Source organism: Paucilactobacillus oligofermentans DSM 15707 = LMG 22743 (genome assembly GCF_001434315.1).
In the GTDB taxonomy this organism is placed as follows: Bacteria; Bacillota; Bacilli; order Lactobacillales; family Lactobacillaceae; genus Paucilactobacillus; species Paucilactobacillus oligofermentans.
The window spans coordinates 561-15471 of record NZ_AZFE01000032.1 but is presented as its reverse complement, the minus strand read 5'-3'; the positions used below and the strand labels follow the sequence as shown (position 1 = coordinate 15471).

Annotated in this window: 14 protein-coding genes and 15 tRNA genes; 3 read left to right on the top strand and 26 right to left on the bottom strand. The window is 35.0% G+C overall.

What is annotated here, in order from left to right:
* Positions 1–4: 4 nt before the first annotated feature.
* From FC70_RS07155 to FC70_RS07140, 4 genes are all read right to left on the bottom strand, one after another.
* Entirely contained in the window at positions 5–2323 is a 2319-nt protein-coding gene (locus FC70_RS07155; RefSeq protein WP_172457057.1) for an FtsK/SpoIIIE family DNA translocase, read from the bottom strand.
* Positions 2324–2361: 38 nt separating this feature from the next.
* Positions 2362–2877, bottom strand: coding sequence for a tRNA (cytidine(34)-2'-O)-methyltransferase (locus FC70_RS07150; RefSeq protein WP_057890318.1), 516 nt, complete (start codon positions 2875–2877; stop codon positions 2362–2364).
* Between the two features lie 183 nt (positions 2878–3060).
* Positions 3061–3915, bottom strand: a complete 855-nt coding sequence (locus FC70_RS07145) for a methyltransferase domain-containing protein (protein ID WP_057890317.1) — start codon at positions 3913–3915, stop codon at positions 3061–3063.
* Entirely contained in the window at positions 3912–5099 is a 1188-nt protein-coding gene (locus FC70_RS07140) for an AI-2E family transporter (protein ID WP_083478678.1), read from the bottom strand. Before FC70_RS07140 ends, FC70_RS07145 begins: the two co-directional genes overlap by 4 nt.
* 117 nt (positions 5100–5216) lie before the next feature.
* Here FC70_RS07140 and FC70_RS07135 point away from each other — a divergent pair, with 117 nt between their 5' ends.
* Positions 5217–6245, top strand: coding sequence for a lactonase family protein (locus FC70_RS07135; protein WP_057890316.1), 1029 nt, complete (start codon positions 5217–5219; stop codon positions 6243–6245).
* A 69-nt stretch (positions 6246–6314) separates the two neighbouring features.
* Here FC70_RS07135 and FC70_RS07130 read toward each other — a convergent pair whose 3' ends face one another.
* From FC70_RS07130 to yjbM, 3 genes are read right to left on the bottom strand one after another with little or no spacing between them, the layout of a single operon-like run.
* The gene (locus tag FC70_RS07130; protein WP_057890315.1) at positions 6315–7202 is read right to left on the bottom strand and encodes an RluA family pseudouridine synthase; all 888 of its coding nucleotides are present in this window, start codon (positions 7200–7202) and stop codon (positions 6315–6317) included.
* Positions 7199–8008, bottom strand: a complete 810-nt coding sequence (locus tag FC70_RS07125) for an NAD kinase (RefSeq protein ID WP_057890314.1) — start codon at positions 8006–8008, stop codon at positions 7199–7201. The genes FC70_RS07130 and FC70_RS07125 overlap by 4 nt, the downstream gene beginning before the upstream one ends.
* Positions 8009–8028: 20 nt before the next feature.
* A complete protein-coding gene (gene yjbM / locus FC70_RS07120) occupies positions 8029–8703 on the bottom strand; it encodes a GTP diphosphokinase (RefSeq protein WP_057890313.1) in 675 nt (224 codons plus the stop codon).
* A gap of 240 nt (positions 8704–8943) precedes the next feature.
* On the opposite strand from yjbM, the gene FC70_RS07115 reads away from it, so the two are divergent.
* Positions 8944–9567, top strand: a complete 624-nt coding sequence (locus FC70_RS07115; RefSeq protein WP_057890312.1) for a DsbA family protein — start codon at positions 8944–8946, stop codon at positions 9565–9567.
* Between the two features lie 17 nt (positions 9568–9584).
* On the opposite strand, the gene FC70_RS07110 is transcribed toward FC70_RS07115, so the two are convergent.
* The 4 genes from FC70_RS07110 to FC70_RS07095 all read right to left on the bottom strand — a co-directional run bounded on the left by FC70_RS07110 (position 9585) and on the right by FC70_RS07095 (position 12919).
* Positions 9585–10616: a competence protein CoiA gene (locus FC70_RS07110; protein WP_057890311.1), complete on the bottom strand. Its 1032-nt coding sequence runs from the start codon at positions 10614–10616 to the stop codon at positions 9585–9587.
* Between the two features lie 68 nt (positions 10617–10684).
* Positions 10685–11395, bottom strand: a complete 711-nt coding sequence (locus FC70_RS07105) for an adaptor protein MecA (RefSeq protein ID WP_057890310.1) — start codon at positions 11393–11395, stop codon at positions 10685–10687.
* Between the two features lie 128 nt (positions 11396–11523).
* Positions 11524–11925: a transcriptional regulator SpxA gene (spxA, locus tag FC70_RS07100; RefSeq protein ID WP_057890309.1), complete on the bottom strand. Its 402-nt coding sequence runs from the start codon at positions 11923–11925 to the stop codon at positions 11524–11526.
* Between the two features lie 247 nt (positions 11926–12172).
* Positions 12173–12919 carry an MBL fold metallo-hydrolase gene (locus tag FC70_RS07095; protein ID WP_057890675.1) on the bottom strand — a complete coding sequence of 249 codons (747 nt, stop codon included), beginning with the start codon at positions 12917–12919 and terminating at the stop codon, positions 12173–12175.
* Positions 12920–12989: 70 nt separating this feature from the next.
* Between FC70_RS07095 and FC70_RS07090 the strand changes: the two genes are divergently transcribed.
* Positions 12990–13493, top strand: a complete 504-nt coding sequence (locus FC70_RS07090; protein ID WP_057890308.1) for an antibiotic biosynthesis monooxygenase — start codon at positions 12990–12992, stop codon at positions 13491–13493.
* 43 nt (positions 13494–13536) lie between these two features.
* On the opposite strand, the gene FC70_RS07085 is transcribed toward FC70_RS07090, so the two are convergent.
* The 15 genes from FC70_RS07085 to FC70_RS07015 form a co-directional block, all read right to left on the bottom strand.
* Positions 13537–13610, bottom strand: a tRNA-Asp gene (locus FC70_RS07085).
* Between the two features lie 2 nt (positions 13611–13612).
* Positions 13613–13686: transfer RNA gene (locus FC70_RS07080), tRNA-Met, on the bottom strand.
* A 33-nt stretch (positions 13687–13719) separates the two neighbouring features.
* Positions 13720–13791: transfer RNA gene (locus FC70_RS07075), tRNA-Glu, on the bottom strand.
* Between the two features lie 14 nt (positions 13792–13805).
* Positions 13806–13893, bottom strand: a tRNA-Ser gene (locus tag FC70_RS07070).
* Between the two features lie 2 nt (positions 13894–13895).
* Positions 13896–13970, bottom strand: a tRNA-Ile gene (locus tag FC70_RS07065).
* A gap of 11 nt (positions 13971–13981) precedes the next feature.
* Positions 13982–14052, bottom strand: a tRNA-Gly gene (locus tag FC70_RS07060).
* Between the two features lie 21 nt (positions 14053–14073).
* A tRNA-Phe gene (locus tag FC70_RS07055) sits at positions 14074–14146 on the bottom strand.
* Positions 14147–14152: 6 nt separating this feature from the next.
* Positions 14153–14226 (bottom strand) — tRNA-Asp (locus FC70_RS07050).
* Between the two features lie 2 nt (positions 14227–14228).
* Positions 14229–14302, bottom strand: a tRNA-Met gene (locus tag FC70_RS07045).
* A gap of 10 nt (positions 14303–14312) precedes the next feature.
* A tRNA-Ser gene (locus FC70_RS07040) sits at positions 14313–14402 on the bottom strand.
* 33 nt (positions 14403–14435) lie between these two features.
* Positions 14436–14509: transfer RNA gene (locus FC70_RS07035), tRNA-Ile, on the bottom strand.
* A 26-nt stretch (positions 14510–14535) separates the two neighbouring features.
* A tRNA-Met gene (locus FC70_RS07030) sits at positions 14536–14609 on the bottom strand.
* 42 nt (positions 14610–14651) lie between these two features.
* A tRNA-Pro gene (locus FC70_RS07025) sits at positions 14652–14725 on the bottom strand.
* A 5-nt stretch (positions 14726–14730) separates the two neighbouring features.
* Positions 14731–14804 (bottom strand) — tRNA-Arg (locus FC70_RS07020).
* 7 nt (positions 14805–14811) lie between these two features.
* Positions 14812–14897 (bottom strand) — tRNA-Leu (locus tag FC70_RS07015).
* Positions 14898–14911: the final 14 nt, after the last annotated feature.

Genomic DNA, 14911 nt, shown 5'->3' with positions numbered 1-14911 from the left:
ATATTTAGATGGTTCCATCAGAATCATCTGCCGCTTGCTTATAAACCTGTCGCGGTTTGGAACCGTCAGACGGTCCTATGATACCTCTTTGTTCCATGTCATCAATCATTCGAGCGGCACGATTATATCCAATTCGGAATCGGCGTTGGATTAATGATGTTGATGCCTTTTGTTGATTAACTACAAAATCAACTGCATCAGTAAATAACTCATCCGTATCTTCATCAACGTCCTTCGCTTCGACTTCTTCATCTTTTACAACAATGGCGTCATCATATTGCGCTGGTTGTTCAGCTTTAATAAACTCAACTACTGATTCCACATCCGTATCTGAAATAAATGCACCTTGAACTCGAACTGGTTTGTTTTGGTCAATTGGCATAAATAGCATATCGCCACGTCCAAGTAGCTTTTCAGCCCCATTGCTATCTAAAATAGTTCTAGAATCAATTCCACTAGAAACTGCAAAGGCAACTCGTGATGGAACATTAGCTTTAATCAAACCAGTAATAACATCAACAGATGGTCGCTGCGTTGCAAGAATCATGTGAATTCCTGCAGCTCGACCCATTTGCGCAATTCTGACAATTGAATCTTCAACATCATTAGATACCGTCATCATCAAATCAGCAAGTTCATCAACCACAACTAAAATCAATGGTAAATACGGTTGATTTTCTTGTTTCTCTTCATTTGATTCTCGAACCATTTTGTTATATCCAGCAATATTACGAACTCCGAATCCTGAAAACAATTCATACCGTCGTTGCATTTCATCAACAACTTTGGCTAATGCTTTCGATGCTCGTTTGGGTTCAGAAACAACGGGACTTAATAAATGCGGAATCCCATTATAAACACTAAGTTCAACTTTTTTAGGATCAATCATCAAGAATTTAACTTCATGTGGTTTTGCTTTAAGTAAAATACTAGTAATAATTCCATTAATTGCAACTGACTTACCACTCCCAGTAGCACCCGCAACTAATAAATGAGGCATCTTAGTTAAATCAGCCATCATCACTTGACCTGTAACACTGCGACCAAGTGGTACTTCTAATACCTTATCATGCTTAGGCATTGACTCAACCATATCTCTAAACCCAACTGTTGCAATTTGTCGATTGGGTACTTCAATCCCAATTAGTGATTTACCTGGAATGGGCGCTTCAATTCGAATATCTTTAGCTGCTAATGCGAGTGCTAGATCATCGGCTAAATGAACAATCCGACTTACTTTAACTCCAACTGCAGGATGCAATTCATATTTAGTCACTGATGGACCTAAATTGACATTTTCAACCTGTGCTTCAACACCAAATGATGCCAGTGTTTCTGTCAACTTTTTCGTGTTTTCTTGAATTGATTTAAGCTCATCACTTTGATCAGTCGCCTCAACTTTGGTTAATAATGTAGTTGGTGGTAATTGATAGTCTTCATTTTCACTTTCTTGAGCCGGCTTTAAATCAACCTCTTCATTGGTAGCTGGTGATGACTCACTGGCTGAGCTGTGACTTGCTACAGTAATATTAGGTACTTTTGGTGCCAACGAAGCAGGCTTTATCTGTTCTTCATCACTTGTTGTTTCATCAGGTTTAAAGAAATCTTGAACTAAACTCTTTTTCTCTTTAATTGGTGTAGGCAATTTTTTAGTTTTTTGTTTAACTTGATCAGGTTTCTTTTCTTTTGTTGCTTGTGAATTACGAATTTCTTTTTTCTCTTTTAACCATTCAACTGACTGTTTAATTTTATCACCAGCACTGCCTAATAGGTTAGTAACTGGAATATTAAATGCTAGGATAATTCCGATAATTAGTAGTAGTGAAGCAACCAAAACAGTACCTAAATTGGCAATCAAATAATAAGATGCTGTATACAAATAAGCTCCCAGCATACCACCACCAACTGGCATAGTTAAACTGCCTTGTACAATATCTTCATTCAAACTATTCCAAGTAAACTCAATAAAATCTGTATGTAGATTTAGTTGATTAAACATTACTACATGTAACATCACTAGAACTCCAATATAGGCTAATAAAAGGCCTACAATGATTCTGGCTTTAAATTTTGGCCATCTACCAGTAAATGCTTTAAAAACACCATATAAAACTAACACCGCAAGTACAAATTGATAGCTTTGTCCAACTGCCACTCTAAATATATTAGCAATAAAAGTTCCTACAACCCCTAAATTAAAAAAACCAAATAGCGCGATTAAAACTAAAATCACACCTTGTAAATTATTTAGCGCCGCATCATATTTTTTTGACGATACTTTTTTCGATTTTCGTTTAGTTGTTTTTTTACGTTTGGTTGCCAAGTTTAGCGCCCTCATCTCAATTAATTTTGTTTACTATTTTACTTTAATTTATCATTTTGATATTCGTGAATTCGTTCTAGCCCGTTGAATGCCTGTTGTCGCAATGTTTCATAGATAACAATTGCTGCACTGTTAGATAAATTTAATGCCCGAATTTTCGTATCATCTTGTGGAATTCGAATTGCATTATCTGGATACATCCGCATAAAGGCTTCTGGTAATCCCGTTGTTTCCTTACCAAACAAAAAATAATTATCCTTGTTCTCAGTATTAGCATAGTCAGGAGTTGAATAGTCACGACTAGCAAATTTAGAAACAATAAATAACCGCTTGATATCTGGAATGCTATCAATAAAAGCAGGTAAATTATCATGATAAGTAATATCGACTTTATCCCAATAATCTAATCCAGCTCGTTTCATATGCTTATCATCAACAGAAAACCCTAACGGCTTAATCAGATGCAAGTGCGTATCAGTTCCTGCACATGTCCGTGCAATATTTCCTGTATTAGCAGGCATTAGTGGTTCAAAAAGTGCGATATGGTTAGTCAAAATAATTCTCCATTCAATATATGATAATTAGACAATAAAAAAAGCAGGGTTTCGGTATGGGCACGGCGAAACGCTACTTTAATGCAATTCATTTGGCTAACCAGTTCTGACAACGCCAAAATTAGCTACCAAAGGATGTTAAGTAAAATTTAACACTTGCTTAATTAAAATGCAAACACTTACCTAGGATAGGTTGTTTTTTGCAATCAATAAAGTAACGTCTACCGTTATTTCTTTTAAATTTATTAATTCAGTTTCAGTTAATTTTTTAGCATCTTTACCCCAATGTAATGGGGTCATTTCAACCATTTGTGTTTTCAAATCATTAGGTAGAGCAAACTTGTAACGAACTTGCTTTTCAACTGAATCAGCAAACTTATTTTTAAATAATTCAACCACAGCCGAATTATCATAAGTTTGATGATTACCAGTTGGATATAATAATTGGCGCAATTCAATTAAATACTCTGGATTAGGAATTACCTTAATTAAAGTTCCACCAGGTTTAAGCACCCGCTTAAATTCAGCATAATCAGACGGCGAAAAAATTTCTAAAATTGTATCAAAGGTTTGATCATTAAATGGCAATTGTCTTAAGTCCGCCGCACAAAACCATGCATTAGTATCTAGTTGTGTTGCCAGTCCAATTCCATCTTTAGAAATATCAAAGCCAATAGCAGTATCTTTTCTCATTCGTAAATCTTCTAGATACTTCAGCGGCGTCCCTTCACCACAACCAACATCCAAAATAGTTTGTGCTTTTGCATCTAATTCTTCCACAATTTCATCAACAATTGGTGCAAACAGACCTTTATTCAACAGTTTTCTACGTGAACTTAACATCTCGCGATCATATTCCCCATTAACTGCCTTAAACAAAAAATACAAGTATCCTTGTTTATTAAAATCCAGTTGATGACCATTTTGACAAACTAAACTATTACCTTCCACCGTTGCTGCTGGCAATTTACAAACAGCACACCTAAATAAATCCAGATGTTCTCTGACGAACTCTTTACCGATTTCTATTTTTTTCAACTATCTTGATCCTCATTTTTCAAATTAATTGGTGCTTTAGTTTCATATAATGGTGAATTAGTTTGGTACCAATCAAACAAATGAGTAATCAATACTTTTAACACCGCATATCCTGGAATCCCAAAGATAACTCCCATCACACCAAACATTTTACCTGATGCTAACAACACAACAATAATTGTCACTGGATGAATTTTCAGGTTACTACCTAAAACTAATGGTGATATCAACCGGCCTTCAATTGTCTGTTCAATCACGAATACGATTAACACTTTGACTAGCATCCACGGAGAAATAAACGCTCCCACCAAAATAGCTGGGATCATTGCTAAAAATGATCCTAAGTATGGAATCATATTTAAAAGGCCAGCAATAATTCCAATTGTTAAAGCATATTTCAAGCCAATTGTCAGATACCCTAACCAGAACATAACTCCAACAAAAAATGCAACTGTTAATTGTCCACGAACATAATTACTAATTTGATCATTAATTTCAGTTAAAACAATTAAAAATGATTTTTTGCCACGGTCTGGAACAAATTTAGCAATGTAATATGGTAATTTTTTGCCATCTCGTAATAAATAAAACAAAATAAACGGCATTGTTATCAAGGCAATTACAACAGTAGTAACTGTACCCACAACATCACCTAATGAATTAACGGTTGTTTTAATATAACTACTTGATTTAACCGATAATTCATCCCCAGCCATCTTCGTCCATTGCTCAACTTGATCTGAGAATTGCGAAAATAGCGGTTGTTTCAATGCACCATTAATATCTTTATTCATATGATCAATATATGATGGTATCGATGACACCATACTTTGAATTTGCTGATTAATTACTGGAATTAAATTCCAGATTCCCCAAACAATTAAACCAATCAAAATTAAAAAGACAAATGAAATTGTTAATGTTCGATTAATCTTAAAATGCTTTTCTAAGTTGTCTACTAACGGATTCAGTAGATAATAAAAAACCCCAGCCAACACAATTGGCAATCCAACAATACTCAAAAAATCTTTAACTGGATTAAATAGCCAAGAAACCTTGCTTCCTACTAAAAAAACTAGTAGCACTAATAAAATGATGACTAGTGCACTAACAATTTGACTTCGCTTAATCAAATTTAAGATTGAATGTACTTTACCACTTGAATCATTTTCATTTTGCTTCATTGTCCACCTCGACTTGTTTATAAAATTAATTTTAACATATTTATGATTACCTTAGTATTGAAACCAAATAACCATTATACTAAACTAAGTTCATAAATTAAAAAGGAGCATATAATCATGAAAGAAACTTTTTTAATTGGTACATACACAAAAAAAACTAGTGAAGGTATTTATACAGTTGAATTAGATACTGAAACTAAAACTTTAACAGAACCAAAATTAATCATTAAAGCTTCCAACCCAACCTATTTAGCAATTTCAAAATCTCATCACCTATTTTCTGTTGTTAAAGAAAACGATGAAGGTGGAATTAGTTCATTCGATTTAAATGATAATTCATTTACAGCTGCGGATAAAGTTCTCGCTGACGGTGCTCCACCTGCCTACGTTGGAATTGATGAAGCTCGTCAACTTGTGTTTAGTGGTAATTACCACTTAGCTACGATTGATGTTATGAAAACTAATAATGATGGCTCATTAACCTTAACCGACTCAGTTACTCAAGAAGGCCTAACTGGACCTGCTCCTGAGCAATCATCGCCACACGTCCATTATTGTGACTTAACACCCGATAATCGATTAGTCGTTTGTGATCTTGGTATGGATCTAGTTGTCATCTATGATATAAGTGATGCTGGCAAGCTAACTGCGGTTTCACGTTATCATAGCGAACCCGGTTTTGGATCTCGTCATATTGTCTTTCATCCAAATGGTAAAATTGCTTATCTCATGGGTGAACTTAGTAGCCAAGTCGAAGTACTTTCATATAATAGTGACTCAGCTGAATTCGAACATATACAAACTGTTAAAACTATTCCTGCTGATTGGACTGAACATAACGGCGCTGCTGCTATTCACATTTCTTCAGATGGTAAATTTCTTTATAATTCAAATCGTGGTCAGAATACAATTGCTGTTTTCGCCATTGATGATAAATTTAAATTAACACTCATCCAATCTATTTCAACTGAAGGTGATTTCCCTCGTGACTTTGAGCTAGATACGACAGAAAAATTTATTATTGTCGCTAACCAAAATACCGATAATCTTACCCTTTATACACGTAATCAAGAATCTGGACTCATGACTACCATTCAAAAAGACATCCATTGTCCTGAAGGTGTCTGCGTTAAAGTTATCCACTAATTAAAATAAGCACTTCACAATTATACATGTGAGTGCTTATTTTTTTGATATTTTATTCAAGTGTAATTTCTATTGCTGATTCGCTAAAAAGTCTTTCATATCGTCGGCAACATCACAAGTTAATTCAATATATTCATTTTTAAACGGACTAAAAAATTTAACATAATAGCAGTGTAATGCCTGTCGTGTCATTCCACCTGGTCCGTCATACATATCATCACCAATTAGTGGATGACCTAAAAATTTAAAATGAACTCTTATTTGATGTGTCCGACCAGTATGTAACAATATGTCTACAAGTGTAGCATCATGATATCTTTTTTTTACCCAATATTCGGTTGCTGCATATTTTCCATCTGGACCAACTTCACGCTTAACAAAGGATTCTGAATCTCTTTGAATTGCGGCCTCAATCAATCCATGATTAACGTACCAATTACCACTTGCAATCGCTTGATATTTTTTAACCACTCGATGCTGCTTTAATTGCTGATCAATCACGGCATGTGCAAACCGATGTTTTGGAAAAATAACAATCCCACTAGTATTTTTATCCAGCCTAGTTGCCACATGGGTTACTTGATCCGGGTAATTTTGTCGTTGATAATAGCCTTTAATTCGATTAACTAAGCTATCGGCAGTGACTACATGGTGCGCTGGTACAGTTGCTACTCCTGCTGGCTTATTCAAAATTAAATAATCATCATCTTCATAAATAATATCAATGGCTTCATTACAGCTATCCACTCGATCTGTTGCTGGTTCATTGGGTAAGACTAATGTAACCGTGTCTCCTTGTTGCATTAAATTAACGGTCCAAACATGTTCACCATTCAATAAAATATCGCCACCATGATACTTGGCGACGACTAATAAAGATCTGGTAACTCCATTCATTCCCAAAAAAGTTCTTACTTTAATTGGCTCTTTTGCTTCATATGTCCAAGAAAATCTCACTTAATGCCCCCGATAAATGCTTCATCAACTCGTTTCCAAAAACTAGTATGCCGATATCTTGCAAATGAAATTTGATGTGGTGAAATTTCATAATGAATTTTAGCAATTTTCTTTTTGTTATCCATATTATGTGCTTGTAGATTATCAGCACTAACAATTAATTGTTCATCAGTATTTAAAACTAAATCTAAATACTGATCTTTACCAACAATGATTGGTGAACCTAATGTCCTAAAAATACGATTATTAATTGAGGCAATTTCTCCCAATTGTAATCCGACTAAGCTTGGATCAATTACTGCCCCACCAACTGACTTATTATAACCAGTTGACCCAGTTGGTGTTGAAACACATAATCCATCACCCCGGAATCGTTCAAATAACTCACCTTTAATATAAATATCACATACCATCGTATTTTCAATTTTTTTAACAGTCGATTCATTTAAAGCGGTAAAATTATCTACCGTTCCATCCGTATAGATAATATCAACACACACCAGTGGATAACTAATCTTTTGTCCATTGTCACTAGCTAATCCCTCGACCATCTCGCTAACTTCAAAATCACGCCAGTCAGTATAGAAACCAAGGTGACCAGTATGAACTCCTACAAATCGAATATTATCAATCTGATGTGCATAATGATGGAATGCCGATAATAACGTACCATCCCCGCCAATAGTAATTACAACGTCAGGATTTTCATCATCGATTTTAATATTTGTTTTATTCAATTCATTCATAATCGATTCACATACTCGATTTGAATCATCAGTATGATTGCTATAAATAGAAACCTTCATATATTTACCTCTGTATTTAATTAAGGCGTATCATCAGTACGCTCATGGTCTTGATTTTCAAAATTAGACCAACCATCTTTTTTTCCATAAGAAAACAAATTTTGGGCTTCTTGAATTTCTTCTCTGATCTCCGACATTTCCGTATCTAATTTAAATGCAGCTTCCCCAGCTCTTTGAAGTCTTTCACTTAAATCTTCAGGAAAATCATCCTGATATTTATAGTTTAAAGAATGTTCAATGGTTGCCCAAAAATTCATAGCTAATGTTCTAACTTGAATCTCAACTAATAATTTTTTTTCACCTGTAACTAAATAGACTGGATACTCAATTACAAGATGATATGAACGATACCCACTACTCTTAGCATTAGTGATATAGTCTCGTTCTTCTAAAATTGTCATATCTGTTCGTTTTCTTAATAAATCAACTACTTGATAAATATCTTCAACAAACTGACACATAATACGTAAGCCGGCAATATCTTGTAAGTCTTGTTCTAACCGGTCTTCCTCAACATGTCGTCGAATCATTTTTTCTTTAATGCTATCTACTGGTTTAACCCGACCAGTCACAAATTCAATTGGAGCATGTTGATTCAAGTCTTGAAATTGTTTGCGCATCCCACGAAATTTAATTTTTAACTCGTCAACAGCTTGTTGGTATGGTAGTAAAAAATGTTTCCAATCTTCTATCATGCATACGCCTCCCGTTAAATATCTTTTACTATTTTATCATACTTTGTGCATTTATTAATTAATAACTACCCAGTTTATTATAATTTATCTTGACAACAAATCGAATCTTTGAAAAAATAGTTTAGTGATTTATACGGACATATTTAAAGTCGTTTTGATTGAACTTTCGCCCGATTTATTTTAAAGTAGTCCAAGTAAAAGGATATACATAGCTAGTTATCGATAAAAGGAGGATCTATTTTGTTCGAAATTCATTTATTTGTCAATCCACTTGATTCACATTGTATGCAATGCGAATCAGACGCATTGAAATTCAAACAAAATATTAATGGACATGTCAGAATTCAGTTTCTGCCATTAGTTAATATGAAAACTGTAACCAATACAATTACTCAATTAAATTTAGACCCTCGAAATTTAAAACTTAGAAATCTAATTACACAACATTTACTTGATATTGCTCTAGATTATAAAGCAGCTTCCTTTCAAGGAAGAAAAAAAGGACGTGCATTTTTATATGAAATGCAGGAAGCCATTATGAAACAAGGCCAAAATTATTCTCCATCAATGAGTGTAATAATTGCCGACCAAATTGGCTTAGATACTGAAATGTTTTCTGAAGACCGTGCATCCAGCCTTGCTAAGAATTGTTTTCAAGATGATCAAAAATTAGCCCAAGAAATGGGAGTGACTGATGAATCATCAGCTGTTGTTTTTAATTCAACAATTGAACAAGATGGTATTTTAATTCCTAATTTTAGTTACAACGCATTATCTGAAATTTGTTCTACAAAATTAGATTCAACTGATCATTATGTTGCAAATTTAAAAGACCAACGCCATTCAAGTTTGCATATTATTTAAGCATTACTAACGTTCCCTCATGGAACGTTTTTTATTTGTTCATTTTTTTCAAATTCAGATTGAAACCAAACTGGATATTGATTCAAGTAAATCAATTCATCTTGAGTCCTAATTATTGCAGCGGCAATCAATTCATTCGTAAATTCAATTAAGTATCTTTGCTGATACCTTTTAATCTGTCTAACACACTCAAATGATAACCAATTACCTTTTGCAATCGATCCCAATAATAATAACCAATCAGTTTTGGTCCACAATGTTTTCAACTCAAATTGTTCTAGCTTTAAAAGTAGTTCTGTTTGAAAAAAAGTACGTTTCACTGACATTAATGGCCAATCATCCTTCTGATAATGTGCAACGATTGGAATCAGCCTCAAATCATGCTGCTGCATGTAACATAATTCTGCGATTCGTTTTATATCAGGTGCTCTGGTTATTATTTTTTTACTAATCGTTTCAGTTTGACTTAATGTAATTTTGTATGGTTGCTGATTATTAATTAATTCAATTGAATTAAAGGATCGATTAAATTCAAAGCTAGCTGTCTGCGTATTCCAAAAGACAATACATAATTGTTGATTAATTACTTGAGTAAACTGAGCTACTTTCTCATCTCTCATTTTACGTCGATACGGTGCACCTAATGCCCAAATAAATTTAATACCTAATTTACGATATCCTTGATTTCTTTCATATAATCGAGCATGTGATAACGGACTACATTGAAATTCTATCGCAACTTTGTACCCATCAACCTCAACTAAAATATCTGGTCGTTGCTTAATTTTTTTAAAGTATACTTCGTACTGTGGTTGATATCCCATTTTTTCTGCCCAATTAAAAATTTGCTTTTTCCCTAATAAATGTTCACTAGTTTCACCTTCACTACCAACACAATCACTACCTTTTCGATGAGCAAAGTATGGCATCATTACATGCCCACATTTAAAAACAACTAGTTCTCCGCACACTAAACAATAGTATTTATATTTTCGATTTAGAGATTGATTTGCAGTTACAATTTTTCCATTTAATTTAGCTAATAACATTTCATCACCCAAAAATTAAATACGAAAAAAGTGCAAAAAAAATAGAAACTAATTAATAGTTTCCATTTTTACTTATTAAAGTAGAATCGGGTCAATTCAAGTGCACTTTGATCCATGATTTTTTTACCATGCTCATTTAGTACATCTGTAGTTACTGAAGTCTTAACTCCATATTCATAGGCAATTGCCAAATCATCTTTAATCGTTTCTGGTGTATGTTGATCCGCAAAGAATGTTACATCTAAGTAATAACTGTTATTAAATAAGAACAAATTAGAAACTGCATTTTCAACTCGTAAAATTCGAGCAATCTGTACCATATCTTCAAATGAATTTAGTTTAATTATCATACTTGTTTTTTCAATATCAGTATTTTTAATTGCCGCATCAACATGGTCTTCATCAGAATCATCATCGTCATCTTGAATACTAGTATTTCGGCTATCTTTTTGTTGTAATTGGCGTTTTAAAAAATCTGAAATTTCATCATCACTATCAGATAAAATCTCAACCCCATCCTCATTATCTTCGTCAGTTCCAAAGCCATTTTTACTAATAAATAATTCAAGGCCATTTTTATTTGGCAAAACTTGGAACGTTACAGAATCATTATCTTGGAATTGATGTTCAGTATCAATTTCTTCCAGAATACTATAAAAGAAACTCTCAATTTGTTGATGACTACCCAATAAATCAAGCACTGTAATGCCACGTTCAGTTAAATCTTCATTTCCAATTAAAACTCTAATTGTATTTTCGTTTATTCGTTCCATTTCCATTATGCCAACGCCCCTTTCAAACTAATATTGATAATTCAATGTTTATTGTAACTTATTTACAAAAAAAGTAAAGAAAACGAATCATAAAAAGACTCAACACATTTAATCCCGTATTGAGTCTTTAATAATTAAATTAAATTGGCTTGTTCTCTTGCTTGTGCTAATTCCATTGCACGTACATCACGTGGTAGGAAACGACGAATTTCATCTTCATTATATCCAACTTGTAATCGCTTATCATCGATAATAATTGGTCGTCTTAATAAACCAGGATCATTTTGAATCATCGAATATAATGTCTTCATAGGCAGATCATCTACACTCACATGTAACTTTTGGAATGATTTAGAACGTTTAGAAATGATTTCCTCAGTTCCATCTTCAGTCATTCGTAAAATGTTTTTAATTTCATCCATCGTTAGTGGTTCTGAAAAAATATTCCTTTCTTGATATGGAATACCATGTTCTTCTAACCATGCACGTGCTTTTCGACAAGATGTGCAACTTGGAGATGTGTAAAGTGTAACCATAAATATCTGCCCCCTTCATCAAGTAATATATCTTTTCTATATTTATAGTATACAACACCACCTAAAAAAAATAAACACTTTTTCAAAAAAATATTTATCAAGTTAAAAGACATATTTAAGATATAAAGTACGATAGTCTAATTTCAATAGCCATGTAAAACCCTTTCAGTATTTTACTTACTTGTACACAATTATATTATTTTCTAATGTTAATCTTTTAATAAAAGTTATAAAAACATGGCGTTAATCATTGCCGATCTATCACCGTTACCATCCCTTTATATGCTGTAACTACCTTAATCAATCCTGCACTTTTTTGTGCAGCTACAATTAAATCAGCAGTTGACACGTGCTGTGGAAGATGAGACATCATGAGTAATTTGGTGTTTGCATTTTTTGCTAATTCACCTGATTCTGAAGCGGTTAAATGCCATTTAGGTCCATCAGGTATATCTAGAAAATTAGTATCAGTAATCAGCAAGTCAGTATTTTTCGCAAATTCTGCTAAACCATCTATAGTTGTTGTATCACCAGTGAATACAAAATTTTCATTAGTCATACTATTCATAATTCTCATCGCAAAAGTCTTTACGGGATGTTTGACTTCAAAAAAAGTAACACTAAGTGGTCCAAGGTTTAATTTTTGACCGACTTGATATGAATATGCTTTTGTTGCATTGGGCCAGTTTAGTTTCTCAAAATTTTGTTGATCCAGAGAATGTCCATAAATTGGCAATATGGGCGTTTTTTTATTTCCCTTAGCTAATTGCCAATAATGTTGTAAAACTCCAACATCGGCTATATGGTCTGCGTGATAATGTGTTAAAATGACTGCATCAAGTTGTAGTGGATCCAAATGCTTTTCAAGTTCAATTAAAGCACCGCTCCCACAATCTAATAATAAATTAAAAGTTTCTGTTTGTACTAAATATGAAGATGTGCCGTCACCATTGAAAGGATAGCCACCATAATATCCAAGTACCGTTATTTTCACCATATTGATCTCCCTATCATATTAAGCCATATATAATTTTAGTTTAGTATCATAATAGTCTTAAAAGGAAGTGATTTCCATCGCTAATCAATTAAACGTAACATTTGGTTCCAAAGACCTATTAACCCAATATATATCCAACTATCCTGAAAGATCATTTAAGTTACTTCAATCCAATAATGATCCAGATGATTTACAATATCAATTAATCGATGTGTCAAATGAACCTTCAATTTTCAAATATGGTAAATCATTTTCCATTATAGAATCATCAGGTAGTGACGAATTACGTGGATTATTTAATTTTACATTTTTTAAATTAAATAACGACCAAATTAAAAGTTTTGTAGCTTTAACCAAACTAAAAATTTTTGATAATTCAGAAAAACCATTCTTAAGAGCATTATTACTAAAAGACAATAATAATATTAATGAATACATTTTATTAACGTTATGGGCTACCAATTATGACTTAGATCACTGGCGAGATTCTACAAGCTACCAAGCCATCTTTTCTAGTCTCGTTAATCCAATAACACCCTCATATTCAAATGTCTATTATCCAGCAACATAAAAAAAGGAATTCTATTTAAAATAGAATTCCTTTTTTATTATTACGGTCCGTACGAGACTCGAACTCGTGATCTCCTGCGTGACAGGCAGGCGTCCTAACCAGCTAGACCAACGGACCAATTGCGGGAGTAGGATTTGAACCTACGGCCTTCGGGTTATGAGCCCGACGAGCTACCAGACTGCTCCATCCCGCGATAATATAAAAATGCTGTTGTAACTCATCAAAGTGACCCGTATGGGATTCGGACCCATGATACCGCCGTGAAAGGGCGGTGTCTTAACCACTTGACCAACGGGTCATAATAACACATAACGGAGAAGGAGAGATTCGAACTCTCGCGCCGCTTGCGCGACCTACACCCTTAGCAGGGGCGCCTCTTCAGCCACTTGAGTACTTCTCCAATGGGCCTAAATGGACTCGAACCATCGACCTCACGCTTATCAGGCGTGCGCTCTAAACCAGCTGAGCTATAGGCCCATTTAATGCAAAGCGGGTGACGAGAATCGAACTCGCGACAATAGCTTGGAAGGCTATGGTTTTACCACTGAACTACACCCGCATAACAAGTATTCAATTATAATGGCGCGGGACAGAATCGAACTGCCGACACATGGAGCTTCAATCCATTGCTCTACCAACTGAGCTACCGAGCCATATTACGGTCCGTACGAGACTCGAACTCGTGATCTCCTGCGTGACAGGCAGGCGTCCTAACCAGCTAGACCAACGGACCAATTGCGGGAGTAGGATTTGAACCTACGGCCTTCGGGTTATGAGCCCGACGAGCTACCAGACTGCTCCATCCCGCGATAATATAAAAGGAGGATGAGAGATTCGAACTCTCGCGTGGTTTGACCCACCTGACGGTTTTCAAGACCGTTCCCTTCAGCCAGACTTGGGTAATCCTCCAAAAAATAACACTATTACGATTCCATCAATAGATGGACCTTGTAGGACTCGAACCTACGACCGGACGGTTATGAGCCGTCTGCTCTAACCAACTGAGCTAAAGGTCCAAAGCCCTTGCAGCGGTCCGGCCAAATCGCGGCGGGGGGGATCGAACCCTCGACCTCCCGGGTATGAACCGGACGCTCTAGCCAGCTGAGCTACACCGCGAATTAATGCTAATAAAACTAAAACAAACCTAAAGTTTGTTTATCGGGAAGACAGGATTCGAACCTGCGACCCCCTGGTCCCAAACCAGGTGCTCTACCAAGCTGAGCTACTTCCCGAACAATGCACCCAGCAGGAGTCGAACCTGCAACCTTCTGATTCGTAGTCAGACACTCTATCCAATTGCGCTATGGGTGCATATAAATGCCGAGGACCGGGATCGAACCGGTACGGTCATCACTGACCGCAGGATTTTAAGTCCTGTGCGTCTGCCAATTCCGCCACCCCGGCATGAGATGAACTGG

What these genes read in the sequence shown, in the direction of transcription:
- FC70_RS07140 (WP_083478678.1), bottom strand. Translation starts at nt 5,099, where the DNA reads ATGAAGCAAAATGAAAATGATTCAAGTGGTAAAGTACATTCAATCTTA.
- FC70_RS07135 (WP_057890316.1), top strand. Translation starts at nt 5,217, where the DNA reads ATGAAAGAAACTTTTTTAATTGGTACATACACAAAAAAAACTAGTGAA.
- FC70_RS07125 (WP_057890314.1), bottom strand. Translation starts at nt 8,008, where the DNA reads ATGAAGGTTTCTATTTATAGCAATCATACTGATGATTCAAATCGAGTA.
- yjbM (WP_057890313.1), bottom strand. Translation starts at nt 8,703, where the DNA reads ATGATAGAAGATTGGAAACATTTTTTACTACCATACCAACAAGCTGTT.
- FC70_RS07110 (WP_057890311.1), bottom strand. Translation starts at nt 10,616, where the DNA reads ATGTTATTAGCTAAATTAAATGGAAAAATTGTAACTGCAAATCAATCT.
- FC70_RS07105 (WP_057890310.1), bottom strand. Translation starts at nt 11,395, where the DNA reads ATGGAAATGGAACGAATAAACGAAAATACAATTAGAGTTTTAATTGGA.
- spxA (WP_057890309.1), bottom strand. Translation starts at nt 11,925, where the DNA reads ATGGTTACACTTTACACATCTCCAAGTTGCACATCTTGTCGAAAAGCA.